Source organism: Bacteroides finegoldii DSM 17565 (assembly GCF_000156195.1).
GTDB classification, from domain to species: domain Bacteria; phylum Bacteroidota; class Bacteroidia; order Bacteroidales; family Bacteroidaceae; genus Bacteroides; species Bacteroides finegoldii.
The window spans coordinates 220973-234767 of record NZ_GG688323.1 but is presented as its reverse complement, the minus strand read 5'-3'; the positions used below and the strand labels follow the sequence as shown (position 1 = coordinate 234767).

Sequence of the window (13795 nt, the reverse complement as noted above, 5' to 3'; positions counted from 1 at the left end):
GTATCACCTAATTAACCACCGAATTAGCGTCAACTTTTTTCGGATGGCATTTGTCAAGGGTCAATGTAAAAACCTGAGGGGTAAATTTATAAATTGTTATCTTTGTCTCCAAATTCATAGCTTATGGAATTAAACGGTTATCGCCTTCTTCTTCCTGAAGGCACTTTAGACTACTTTGATCTTGTTGATGTGAAGGAAAGTGTAAATGAAGTTGTGTTCTACCTTGAGGAGAATATCGTTCCTGAGAAGTATACAGATCAGGATACTGAGAGTAAAGGCTTTTATGACCCTGTTATTGTTCAGGATTTTCCTCTCCGTGGCAAGAAGGTCTTCCTTAATATTCGTCGTCGCTGGCTCTTAAAGAAGCATAATGAGTATATTTCTCGTAACTGGCGTATGGTGGCTGAAGGTACTCGTATGACGCAAGATTTTGCGTCTTTTTTAAAAGAACTATATTGATAGCTATCCGATCAGTTGCAAGCTCTTAGGTGTTTTATATGGAGTTGACGGGGATTTATTGGAGCGTCAATACCGTAACCATCTAAGTGGTTATCTCCATTGGGACCAACTTGTTCATGCAGAGGATTGGCTACTATTCGAAAAGAATATCGGTGCTTATATCTGTATTGATGAGGTAGCCCTCTCGCGTGGGGAACTCTATACTGTACTGACCAATAAAGAAGCTCACGGTGGTAAAGGTAGTATGATTGCCATCATTAAAGGTACGGACGTTCATACGGTCACTTCTGTCCTGCTTAAGCTCTCCCGTCGCCGCCGTTACCAAGTGCGCGAGATAACCTTGGATATGGCTCCTAACATGGAGCAGATTGCACGCATCTGCTTTCCTGCGGCCAAACGTGTTACCGATCGCTTTCACGTACAGAAGTTAGCTTATGAAGCTGTGCAGGAGATGCGTGTAAAAGCTCGCTGGGAGGCTTTGGATGAAGAGTCCACTCAGATTGCTTATGCAAAGGCCTGTGGAAAGATGTATCATGCACCTGTTTTCGCTAATGGAGATACAAGAAAGCAGTTGTTAGCGAGAAGTATTTATCTGCTTTACAAGAAGGAATCCTTATGGACTCAGTCTCAAAGAATACGGGCTGAAATTCTTTTCAAGGAATATCCCGATATAAAGAAAGGATATTATCTGTCTATGCGGTTAGGCTTAATCTATCATCAGTGTAAGTTTAAGGATATTGCTTTGACAAGGCTGGCAAGGTGGTATGATGAAGTAGATAAATCGGGGTTCCTCACCTTTGGAAGGGTCGCACGTTCTATACAAACACATTATCTGGATATAATCAATTTCTTTGAAAGGAGGGCAACCAATGCCGCAGCAGAGTCATTCAATGCTAAAATCAAAGCATTTAGAGCACAGTTCAGAGGAGTAAGAGATAGAGCTTTTTTCTTATATAGACTTGCTAAATTATATGCTTAAATATAGAATCCCTCAGATTGTTACGTTGACCCCTTTTTGAGGTCTTTTTTCTGTCGTAGGCGAGTAAGAAAAAAGCTCCTTAAACCACTGGTTTAAAGAGCTTTGTCTTAGTTTGTCGGAGTATTTTCATTTCTCCTAAGTGATCCGCCTGGGGCTCGAACCCAGGACCCCAACATTAAAAGTGTTGTGCTCTACCTGCTGAGCTAGCGAATCAATCCTTGTTTGCTTTCTTTCGAATGCGGGTGCAAAGGTAGAACATTTTTTTATAACTCCAAAAGATTTCAAACATTTTTCTTATCTTTGTGCCATTATCAACAATATACATTATTAATATATGGCTGCTGACGATAAAAAAATTATCTTCTCGATGGTTGGAGTAAGCAAAGCTTTCCAGCCCAATAAGAATGTGTTGAAGGACATCTACCTGTCATTCTTCTATGGAGCTAAGATCGGTATAATCGGTCTGAACGGCTCCGGTAAATCTACCTTGTTGAAGATTATTGCAGGTTTGGAGAAATCCTATCAGGGAGAAGTTGTATTCTCGCCGGGATATTCTGTGGGTTATCTGGCACAGGAACCCTATTTGGACAACACAAAAACGGTAAAAGAAGTAGTAATGGAAGGCGTTCAACCCATTGTGGACGCACTTACGGAATACGAAGAAATCAACCAGAAATTCGCTCTGCCTGAATACTATGAGGATCAGGATAAGATGGATGCTCTTTTCACCCGTCAAGGAGAGTTGCAGGATATCATTGATGCGACAGACGCATGGAATCTGGATAGCAAACTGGAGCGTGCGATGGACGCCCTTCGCTGTCCGCCCGAAGATCAGCCGGTGGCAAATCTCTCCGGAGGGGAGCGTCGTCGTGTTGCCCTCTGCCGCTTGTTGTTGCAAAAACCTGATATTCTGTTGCTTGACGAGCCTACCAACCACTTGGACGCAGAGTCTATTGACTGGTTGGAACAACATCTCCAACAGTATGAGGGAACAGTTATTGCAGTGACGCACGACCGTTATTTCCTCGATCATGTTGCCGGATGGATTCTCGAACTGGATCGTGGTGAAGGCATTCCTTGGAAAGGTAACTACTCTTCCTGGTTGGAACAAAAGACCAAACGTATGGAAATGGAGGAGAAGACAGCCAGCAAACGCCGTAAGACCTTGGAGCGTGAGTTGGAATGGGTGCGTATGGCTCCTAAAGCCCGTCAGGCAAAGGGTAAGGCACGTCTTAACTCTTACGACAAACTCTTGAATGAGGATGTGAAAGAGAAGGAAGAAAAACTTGAAATCTTCATTCCTAACGGTCCTCGTTTGGGCAACAAAGTCATTGAAGCCAAGCACGTGGCGAAGGCATACGGAGACAAACTGTTGTTTGACGATTTGAACTTTATGCTGCCCCCTAACGGTATTGTCGGTGTGATTGGCCCTAACGGTGCAGGAAAAACAACGCTGTTCCGCCTGATCATGGGACTGGAATCGGTAGACAAAGGCGAATTTGAAGTAGGAGAGACTGTAAAGGTGGCGTACGTCGACCAGCAACATAAGGATATTGATCCGAATAAGAGTGTCTATCAGGTTATTTCGGGTGGCAATGAATTGCTTCGTATGGGTGGACGTGATGTGAATGCGCGTGCATATCTTTCACGTTTCAATTTCTCCGGAGCCGATCAGGAAAAACTTTGCGGAGTGTTGTCCGGTGGTGAAAGGAACCGTCTGCACTTGGCGATGGCACTGAAGGAAGAAGGGAACGTGCTGTTGCTCGACGAACCTACCAATGACATCGACGTGAATACATTGCGGGCATTAGAAGAGGGATTGGAAGATTTCGCCGGTTGTGCGGTTGTTATTTCCCACGACCGTTGGTTCCTCGACCGTATCTGTACGCACATCCTTGCTTTCGAAGGCGATTCCAATGTATTCTACTTTGAGGGTTCTTATTCCGAATACGAGGAAAATAAATTGAAACGTTTAGGCAATGAAGAACCCAAGCGTGTTCGTTACAGAAAGTTAATGACTGACTAGAGAAAGTAATAGACTGAAATAATTCTAATACTTTCAGTTTCAAAATAAAAGGCTCTACAAGCATTGTAGAGCCTTTATTGTTTTATAACGCAATAAAATGTTTATCTCTCTTAAAATTTTGTGGTATAATCGTAATGTAGTTCTAAATAATATTAATTATATTTGCCGCAGTTTTAAGATCAAACAATTAGTATTAACTAATCAATTACATTATGCAAAAGAGAATGCGATCTTTTTTAGTAGTAGCGATGCTGATGCTTATGCTTATTGCTACAGTAAATGCACAAGTTACGACCTCCAGTATAGCGGGTAAGGTAACAGCGCAGAAAGAACCTATCATAGGTGCGACGGTAGTGGCCATACATGAGGCCTCCGGAACCCGTTATGGAGCAATAACAAATGTAGACGGGCGATTTACGATGCAAGGTATGCGTGCCGGCGGTCCTTATAAAGTTGAAGTTTCCTACGTGGGATATAGCACTGCGGTTTTCAATAAGATTAATCTTCAATTAGGAGAAACCTACCAGTTGGATATTCAGTTAAAAGAATCCTCAGAATTATTGGATGAGGTTGTTGTTACAGGTCAGAAAGGTGTGGCAGCCAGTCGTACTGGAGCTGCAACCAGCTTTTCTTTAAAGAATATAGAATCAGTGCCGACAATGAGCCGTAGTCTGAATGACATCACCCGTCTGACTCCGCAGGCTACTGTAAATTCCAATGGTGCGATTTCTTTTGCAGGTGCCAACAACCGCTATAATAGCTTCCAAATTGATGGAGCAATGAATAATGACGTGTTCGGCCTTACTTCCAATGGAACGAACGGAGGACAAGCTAGCGTTGAACCGGTTTCATTAGAGACGATTGAACAGATTCAGATAAATATCGCACCTTTTGATGTTCGCCAGTCAGGTTTTACCGGTGGTGGAATTAATGCAATTACTAAGTCTGGTACAAATAAGTTTCACGGTTCCGCATATTTCTTTGGAAATACACAAGCTTTGATCGGAACTACTGCCGGAGAGATGGAAGAAGGACAGAAACGTACAAAATTAGATAAACAGCATGATTATCAATGGGGTGTAACGATTGGTGGTCCTATTATTAAAGACAAACTATTCTTCTTTGCCAATTACGAAAAAACGGATAAATCTTATCCGACAGCATATAATGTTGGTGATGGTTCCGATTTCACACTTGAGGAGACGCAGCGCGTATTGAATATTTTGAAGGATAAAACAGGTGGTAAATATAATGCTGATTTTGATCCGAAAGATATCTATACACGTTCAGATAAAGTAGGAACAAAAATAGACTGGAATATAAATGATCGTAATAAATTTACGGCTCGTTATAGTTTTGTAGGAGCACAACGTTATAATTTCTCTCGTTCATACTCAAAACTGAATGCTTCCGATGTAGCGTTTGTTTTTACCAATAAGACACATTCACTGACTGCCGAATTAAATTCCCGTATTGGTGATAATATGAATAATGAAGCTCGTTTTTCATATGTACGTGTACGTGATAACCGTGAGCCTCAAGGGGATATATTCCCGGCAATCACCGTAAAGAAAGGGGCATCTTCAATGCTATTGGGTACGGAATACTCTTCTTGTGCAAATCGTTTGGATCAGGACATTTTTACATTATCAGATAACTTCTCTGTATTGTTAGGTAATCACTCATTGATATTCGGTACTCATAATGAGATGTATCAATTTGAGAATTTGTTTATTCAGAATCTCTATGGTGCTTATACTTTTAACAGCATTGATGACTTAGAAAATGGAGTCGTTAATAACTATTACTACGGTCGTTCAAAGGTTGATGTAACGGGTAGGGACGATTGGGCTCCTAGTTTCGGAGCTATGCAGTTAGGATTTTATGCTCAAGACACTTGGAATGCTACCAACCGGTTTACATTGACGTATGGTATTCGTATGGACATCCCCATTTTTTTTGGATACTCCTACAAAAAACGATACTTTCAACAATACGGATATAGCTAAAAATTATGGTGTTTATACTAATCGTAAACTGAGTAGTACTCCCTTGTGGTCTCCGCGTTTGGGATTCCGTTGGAAATTGACTGATGATGGAAGAGCCTTGTTGCGTGGTGGACTCGGTGTTTTCACAGGTCGTATACCTTTTGTATGGTTAAGCAATAGTTTCTCAAATACAGGTATGGAATTTGAGAAGTACTCTTTATATAGTAACGATATAAAGAAATTGGGTGATGCTTTCTATTTCAATACTGATCCCAAAGGACAGGCTGAAATGTTACAAAATGCAACGGCATCTACAACAGAGGTGGATGTCTTTTCTAAAGACTTTAAATTCGCCCAGAACCTTCGTGCTAATTTGGCTTTCGAATATATGCTTCCGGGCGATGTAAAGATGACATTGGAAGGTCTTTATTCAAAGACGTTGAATGATATATATTATCGCAATTTGAATTATGAGATGGATGGTGATGCTACTGTCGGTTCTACTTATCCGTCGCTTTCTTTTGATAACCGACCTATGTTTAAAAAGCAAAATGCCGGATACACTGACATAATGTTGTTGGACAATACAAGTAAAGGCTATACCTATAATGTGTCTCTTAAACTGGAAAAATCATTTAACTTCGGTCTGGATGTAATGGCAGCTTACACTTATGGAGAAAGTAAGTCTATCAACTCTGCGACTTCTTCCGTAGCCTATTCAAACTGGAGATATAATGAGACAACAGGTAATTCGAATGCTCCGGAGCTGAGTGTATCCGATTATAGCATCCCGCATCGCATTGTGGCATCTCTATCTTATGGCAAGGAATATGCCAAACGTTTTAAATCAACGGTCAGTCTGGTATATACAGGTCAGTCGGGTGCTCCATATAATGTGACTTATTACGGTGATTTGAATGGTGACGGTAGTAATGGTAATGATTTGGTTTTTATTCCTACAGATGAGCAGATTGATGCGATGCAGTTTAAGGCTACAGCGAAACTGGATGCAGATCAGCAAAAAGCAGACTTGAAAGCATTCTTGGGCAGTGCGAAGTATCTGAAAGACCATCGTGGTGAGTATTATGAAAGAAACTCAGACCGTATGTCTTTTGAGCATCATTTTGATTTCCGTTTCTTGCAAGATTTTAAATTCAGAGTAGCTAAAGAAACACATACTTTGCAATTCTCTGTTGATATAATGAATGTTGGTAACTTGCTTAATAGAAAATGGGGACTTGAAAGTTATATGTCCAATAATTCATATTCTCCTATCACATACTCAAAAGGAGGTGAATTTCAATATACTCAAGGAGATAAATACGATCCGTTTAAAGAGATCTCAAACATAAGTTCTCGATGGAGATGCCAACTTGGTTTAAGATATATATTCTAAGACGAAGTATATCATAAGGAAAAGCCGGATGGACAAATAAGTCTGTTCGGCTTTCTTTTTTATAGCTTCATCCTCATCACCACCGGATTATGATCGCTATAACTCCAGTCCGGTGAAAAGTAATCCGTACTTTTCAGTTCCGGAGAGTGGAGGACATAGTCGATTCTTAGTAAATGCTTGAAAAATTTGAAAGTATACATATAGCCATGTCCGCTTGTCTGGAAGCCATCTTGCAGTTTGTTACCTTTCTTGTTACCTTTCTTATCACCTTTCTTGTCACCTTTTATGGTGTGATAGACATAAGAAGACGGTAGAGAGTTGAAGTCGCCGCAAACGAGGGTAGGATGGGGGGAGTCGGCTATCAGTTGTTTGAGGACATCAGCTTGTCCGGCACGTTTCCGGAAGTTCTCGTGCAGACCGTCTATCAGAGTCAGAGCGGCACGTTCCGCTTTTTGGGTATCCTCCTTGTAAAGCTCTTTTTCCAGTTCTCTTTTGTTACGGGTCACTTCCGTTGTTTGCAGATGATTATTAAACAGGCGGATCGTGCGACCGGGTATTTCGATGTCACACCACAGGCTGCAATTCTTAGAGTCAGGATAGGTGATAAGACTCTGTTCCCTGATAGGATAACGGCTGAAAACAGCCAGTTGCAAAAGCTCCTTTCCTTCGGGAGCGGAAGGAACATACTGATACGGCCAGTTAGAAAAAGCGGCACATACACTGTCAATGTTAAATGAGGAATTGATACCGACCTCCTGCAAGCAGAGGATATCCGCTTGCAGATTCTGCATTTGAGTAGCAATACCTTTGCAGGAATACCCCATGTATTCGTGGTTGAAAGCATCCACATTGTAAGTCGCTACGGTCAATATTCCGGGTGTATAGGTTCCCAGCTTGGCTATCGGCTCCGAAGCCGGGCTGAAAAGAGGAAACTGAAGGACGCAACTTATATACCCCCAATTACCGAATAAAGCAATGAGAGAAAGGAAAACCCAACACCGCCAGCGGATCGTCCAATAAATGGCAAAAGCCAGATTAGCCAATAAAAGTACAGGCAACCCTAGACCGATAAAAGGGATAAGTTTGAAACTCTCCGGTGCAGTGTTTCCGGCAAAAGCACCCACTAGGGTAACACCTGCCAAAACACCTGTCAGCAGGATAGAAAAATAGTAGAACAGTCTATAAAAGGCTTTCATAATAATCTTACTTTATCCTTACACAATATTCTGATTCGGGCACAGCCGCTCTGTCGTCAGCCATTCGTAGTCATTCCGTCGTCAGCCATTCGTAGCCATTCCGTCGTCAACTATTTACAGTCATTCCATCGTCAACCACTTATTGATTACCTCTTTCAGTTTCGACTGAGCTATCGGTTTCGCTATGAAGTCATTGCAACCCGCTTCCATCGCGGCTTTCACATCATGCTCATAGGCAAAAGCACTCTGAGCGATAATAGGGACCGTAGCAGACAGTTCGCGAATGATCTTGGTAGCCTCCAGTCCATCCAGATTCGGCATTTTGATATCCATCAGAATCAGATCCGGCTTCACCTCATCGTACAAGAGAACCGCTTCCATACCATCGTTAGCACGGACGAGACGATACTGCTTGCCTAGAATAGCGTTCAGTAAATCATAGTTACTGTCCGTATCTTCGGCAATCAGGATACAGATCTGTTTCGTCATATGTATCTTTTCCTTTCCCGTTCCTTCATTCGCGGATATGCCGTTTCCACTCTGCGGCACCTCCTCTTTGTAGAGCACTGTCTTCATCTCCGAATCGACCTCTTTGGGCGTTTCCTGTGTGCTGTACGGCAAAGTAAACGTAAACGTTGTGCCCACGCCCACTATTGAACTGACGGAAATCTGTCCGCCGAGCCGTTCCACGATAGACTTGCAGATAGACAATCCCAGTCCCGTCCCTTGAGCATGATTATTCAATTTGGCAAAACGCTCGAACACACGTCCCACCTTTTCCGGTTCGATTCCCGTGCCCGTATCCGTTACATGAAATACGATCTGACCATCCACCAACTCATAACCGTACTTGATACTACCTTCCTTCGTAAACTTTACCGCATTCCCGATCAGGTTCGAAATCACCTGGAACACACGGTTCTTGTCCGTCTCTATCCGCAGGCTTTCGTCCGAAGGCTCATAGACAAGTTGCACACCCTCCGGTGTGCGGAATATATGCGCATCATGTATCTCCTGACACAAATTATGCAGACTCGTAAGTCCAAATGAAAACTCAATCGTTCCCGACTCAATCTTCGAAAGATCGAGAATCTCGTTAATCAGTTGCAACAGACGCTCGTTGTTGGCTTCCACAATCTGATAATACGTTTTCCGTTCTTCCGCGTCATCACTCTCAGTTATCAGATGCGAAAAACCGACAATCGCGTTCAGTGGTGTGCGGATCTCATGACTCATATTGGCGAGGAAAGCCGATTTCAGATTGTCGGACATCTCCGCTTTCTCCTTCGACGACTGGAGTTCCCGCTTGATCATCTCCAGCTCCGTGATATCCCACTCAATACTGACGATGATAGGAGAGGACAACTCGTCACCATCCACCTTAATCTTCCGTTTATCAAGAATAATCAGATTCCCGTTCCTGTCCTTTCCCTCAGCGATCCAATGCAGTCCTTTTCCGGTAGCAGCTACCTCAATATCCTCCTGCCTCTTCTTTTCCGCTACAATCGGCGGATAGAAGTCATAGTCATTCTTACCCACCGGATTATCACTGAAATGATCGCGGTTGTACGATTCGCGGTTCCGATACACATATCTGAAATCATTGTTAATCTCTTTCACCACAATCCCTGCGGGAAGGTTATTGATCGTCGTATCCATAATCCGGTTGAGCCGTTTGATCTGCGCCTCATACCTCATTCTTTCCGAGATGTCATGAGCGAACGACCAGAAACTCTCCTCGCCGGAATCACTGATAACGTTGTACATCGTACATTCGTAAGCCAGAATATCCTTATGAATTCTGGAGGGATGATGCGCGATAAACGTATTGCTGCCGTTCTGCACCGCATTCCTGCACCGTTCCTGCCAAGCCTCTTCGGTCGGCATATCTGCAACGATATTATAGATTTTCAGCCGGCTGATGTCCGTATTATCCACCAGACCGTGATTGTACAGAAAACGTCGGTTGGCAAAGATCACCGTACCGTCGGGTTTGGCGGCAAAGATACTCTCTTTCGCATTATTAATGGCATGAGTCAGTGTATTGATATCATTCCTCCGGTGTTGGAGAACAGTGATATTCTGGATATACCCTTCTATATTGCAACTGCCGTCGGGCAATTCCTCCCGCAGATAAGTCTGGATACGCACATAGAAAATATCCCCGTCCAGCCGGATCCGGTAACTGATACTTTCCTGGTTGAATTCCGACACATTCTTTTCGCACCAATTCTCGAAAGCCGGGTGATCCTCCTCCATTATTAACTGCTTGTACATATCGAAAGAGATATGCTGCACATCCTCCTTGCACAATACTCCCGTGTATCCTGTATAATGAAACACATTTTCCGCCGTATTATACGTCCAGTGTCCGATTTGCGCCACCTTCTGAATCTCGCGCAACGTGCGGTTTGCCTGCTCCAACTGGCGTTTCACGTTACTTCTTTGCGTGATATCCCTATATTGGCAAAGCACCATATCATCATACGGATGCATGAGACACTTGAAATAGAATGTCTCATTCTTCAGCTCCAGCTTGAAGTTTTTGCTGACACTCCGGTGTTCCCCGATCACCGTCTCGAACACCGGCATTACCTTATCCCTTGTCCGCTCTGGCAAAAGTTCGAAGATATCCTTCCCTAAAAGAACTTCTTCCTGCAGAAACCATAAATCGCAATGAGAATCGATATCCACGCAGATACCATTCCTGTCTATCAGCAACATTGTGTCTGCCGTCAGTTCCAGAATTCTTTGTGCATTGTTTGCATTGTGTAATGTTCTGTCCATGTATGATTTTTTTATAAGATAACAAAAGATATCTCAAATTGTTTTTACTTCTCCGACCGTTTCGCTTTTTCCCATGCTCCGTTTCCTTTTTTCTTTTTCAGGTAACGGATCCCTTTCAACACATTGATATTCATAAAAAGAAAATAATAGGGGATGAAGAGTATCTTGTTCTTAATCTGCCTGGCAGACAGATAATAGCCCCAATATCCCAACCCGTAGAAGAGGAGCTGCATCCCAAGCAGCACCCCGTAGAATGCCGTCGGACCGCCCGACAGCAGAATCGCCACGTTCAGTGGCAGGAGTGCGAACAGCAGGAACGGAGTGACCGACCACCTCAACACCCGGTGCGACGTATATTGAAAGCTGAGCACCCCGTAGCGGAACGGGTTCAGCAATGGGCGCAGCCGCCAGATAGACTGCAATCCTCCCGCAGCGATGCGCACCTTTCTTTTTTCCTCCTCCCTCATATCCGCCGAACCGCTTTCGATGGCGTAGGCATTGGTGCGGTAAGCAATCGTGTACCCCTTCATCGTGATGCGCAGCGATAGGATGAAGTCGTCGAGCAATGTGTCCGGTTCCATCGCCTCGAACAGTTCGCGGCGTACGGCAAACAGTTCACCCGCAGCCCCCACCGCCGAATATAGCCGTGCGTCCAACGCTTTCAGCGTCGACTCATACTTCCAGTAAATCCCTTCGCCACCGGCGGCAGCCCCGTCCTTCGTCTGCACGGCAATCCGTTTCTCTCCCGCCACGCATCCCACTTTCGGATCCTGAAAAGCGAGTACAATCTCCCGTATCGCTTCCCGGTTCACCATCGTATTGGCGTCCGTGAAGACAACGAGCGGTGTGTCTACAAGCGTCATTCCGCGCGTCATTGCAGCCGTTTTCCCTTGCCGGAGCGGTTGGAAATGCACCGTCGCCTTTCCCTGCCAGCGTGTCTGCAAGCGTTCGTTCGTCCCGTCATTGCTGCCGTCCGTCACCCAGACAATGTGCAGCTTATCCGCAGGATAGTCCAGCTCAAGGCAGTTCTCCATCTTCTCGTCCACCACCTCCTCTTCGTTGAAAGCCGTGATAAACAGCGTCACCTCCGGCAGTTCCCCGTCCGTTGCCGGGAGCGAGCGTCTCACTGGTTTCACGAAAAACTCTTTCAGCTTGACAAGGATGTAAAGCAGGATTCCGTAGCCCAGATACGTGTAGAACACAACAAACAGGGCAAACCAGAAAAGAATTTCGAGACAAAGAGTAAGTGTATCGTTCATGATTTTTTAGCTTTTATTCTTTTAGTCGCATATACTCCTCCAAGCTTATCGGAGAGTGCTTATGGGTTTTATTTTTTACTTTATTTTTCACAATATAATATAAAGCGGTACCGATCTTTGTCAGCTCTTTCATCGCGCTTCTGCGCGGATACATCTGTTCCACCATCTGTCTGCTCCACGGCTTAGTGAAAAAATCGGTATACTTTTCATCTGTCGGATTGATGATAAATTCGATATCATCTTTCCATTCGCATCGGTTCAACATCAGATTCCCTTCGGTAAACCACAATAGCTTATACGTCAGCGATTGGTATGGCAGATAATTCAGAAACAGTTCCCCATAGTTATTCTCGTAATTTCCCGGCATTCTGGATTTCTCAAAAAGGATCAGTTTGTTGTCCAAGTAAAGAACCACCCATTTGTGGGATTTCTTGGGAAAGAGAAATTCGCCCAGCAAACTGGGAGTCTCCATGTATCCCCTTTTCGCTACCCTGTATTGCTCATGGATAAACTCTGCAGGGTTTTCCACGTGCTCAAGTACTTGATTGCAAATCACATAATCGAATGCCTTATCTTCAAACGGTAAATTCTCACCGTTCGCATTGACCAACTCCTGATGCGGGTATATCTTCACGTTTCCGCAACGATGGAAATTACTGTCCAAATACTGCTCAACGATAACGTTGGCTCTGAAAGTCGGATTATGACCGGGACCAACTTCCAATACCTTGTCCTTCTTTCCGATCTTCAAATCATCTCTGTCATACGGGATACGGGTAATCATAATGCTATATATTATTTGTTTGGGTTATTTCTCTATATCTTTCCTTTATTTCTTTTTCACGAGATTGCTCTCCTCATCCTTATATTCCTTTTTCTTGGTGAACAGTCCTCCGATCCCCCTCAGCCCGTTGGCCACACGAACCTTGAAACTGTTGAACAGCGATCCGTCGGCTCCCACCGTGCCATATCCCGTGACGGCACGTGCGCGGCGTTTTCTCACAAAAGCGATTTTCCCGAACTGTTTCAGTTGCAGTGCCAGATACCCGTCCTCGCCCCGGATGATGTCTGTGCGGATGCCCGTTTTCCGTGCCAAATCCGTGCGGTAAGCGAACACCAGCCCCCGCACACTCAGCTCCGGACGCTTGAACGATTGCAGCCACAGATGCAGGTCGCGGGTAGCCTCATACAGCTTCAGTCCCCACCGGGAATGCTCCTCGTCCGGAATGTAGCTCCATAGCGAGCTTACCCCGACAACGCCCGGACGCTCCAGCGCATCCACCATCGTCTCCACATATTTGGGCGGGTACATCGTGTCCGAATCAATGTTGATGTGATACTTCCCCCGTGCGTGGTTCAGCCCGCAAAGGCGGGCAAAACCGCAACTATGCTGCGTCTCCGTATAATAAGGTACGCCGCACGCCTGAAAAATCTCCGCTGTGCGGTCCTTCGATTCATTATCCACCCCGATGATCTCTAGGGGATATTTGCACTGCATCTCGCTCAGCGACCACAGACAAGCCAGCAGATGTTTTTCCTCGTTGTAGCCTATCAGCGAGACGGTAACCACCGGATTCTCGCTCTGAAGCCCGGCGATCTTCTGCCGCACTTCCTCCACCACTGCTTGGGGAGCTTCCGCAAACGGTCTCTCGTACACCTGCAAATATTTCTTATACCAAACTCCCATAACTCACTTCCTGATTTA

Annotated in this window: 8 protein-coding genes, 1 tRNA gene and 1 pseudogene; 4 read left to right on the top strand and 6 right to left on the bottom strand. The window is 44.5% G+C overall.

The annotated features are described in order from the left end of the window. Positions 1-123 precede the first annotated feature (123 nt). Both BACFIN_RS09875 and BACFIN_RS09880 read left to right on the top strand, forming a co-directional pair. Positions 124-459: an ISAon1 family transposase N-terminal region protein gene (locus BACFIN_RS09875; RefSeq protein ID WP_007753307.1), complete on the top strand. Its 336-nt coding sequence runs from the start codon at positions 124-126 to the stop codon at positions 457-459. A 10-nt stretch (positions 460-469) separates the two neighbouring features. Then, entirely contained in the window at positions 470-1438 is a 969-nt protein-coding gene (locus tag BACFIN_RS09880; RefSeq protein WP_418329395.1) for an ISAon1 family transposase, read from the top strand. Positions 1439-1578: 140 nt separating this feature from the next. Here the strand turns inward: BACFIN_RS09880 and BACFIN_RS09885 are convergent. Beyond that, a tRNA-Lys gene (locus tag BACFIN_RS09885) sits at positions 1579-1651 on the bottom strand. A 121-nt stretch (positions 1652-1772) separates the two neighbouring features. Between BACFIN_RS09885 and ettA the strand changes: the two genes are divergently transcribed. Both ettA and BACFIN_RS23870 read left to right on the top strand, forming a co-directional pair. Then, positions 1773-3464 carry an energy-dependent translational throttle protein EttA gene (gene ettA / locus BACFIN_RS09890; RefSeq protein WP_007753297.1) on the top strand — a complete coding sequence of 564 codons (1692 nt, stop codon included), beginning with the start codon at positions 1773-1775 and terminating at the stop codon, positions 3462-3464. A 212-nt stretch (positions 3465-3676) separates the two neighbouring features. Then, a pseudogene (locus BACFIN_RS23870) lies at positions 3677-6848 on the top strand (TonB-dependent receptor). A gap of 59 nt (positions 6849-6907) precedes the next feature. Here the strand turns inward: BACFIN_RS23870 and BACFIN_RS09895 are convergent. The 5 genes from BACFIN_RS09895 to BACFIN_RS09915 form a co-directional block, all read right to left on the bottom strand. Further along, positions 6908-8044 carry an endonuclease/exonuclease/phosphatase family protein gene (locus tag BACFIN_RS09895; protein WP_007753291.1) on the bottom strand — a complete coding sequence of 379 codons (1137 nt, stop codon included), beginning with the start codon at positions 8042-8044 and terminating at the stop codon, positions 6908-6910. Positions 8045-8164: 120 nt separating this feature from the next. After that, positions 8165-10831 (bottom strand): hybrid sensor histidine kinase/response regulator, encoded by a 2667-nt coding sequence (locus tag BACFIN_RS09900; RefSeq protein ID WP_007753287.1) that lies wholly within the window; start codon positions 10829-10831, stop codon positions 8165-8167. Between the two features lie 44 nt (positions 10832-10875). Further along, entirely contained in the window at positions 10876-12090 is a 1215-nt protein-coding gene (locus tag BACFIN_RS09905; RefSeq protein WP_007753285.1) for a glycosyltransferase family 2 protein, read from the bottom strand. Between the two features lie 13 nt (positions 12091-12103). Beyond that, positions 12104-12874 carry a class I SAM-dependent methyltransferase gene (locus BACFIN_RS09910; protein ID WP_007753284.1) on the bottom strand — a complete coding sequence of 257 codons (771 nt, stop codon included), beginning with the start codon at positions 12872-12874 and terminating at the stop codon, positions 12104-12106. Positions 12875-12919: 45 nt separating this feature from the next. Next, entirely contained in the window at positions 12920-13777 is an 858-nt protein-coding gene (locus tag BACFIN_RS09915) for a glycosyltransferase family 2 protein (RefSeq protein WP_007753282.1), read from the bottom strand. Between the last annotated feature and the right edge of the window lie 18 nt (positions 13778-13795).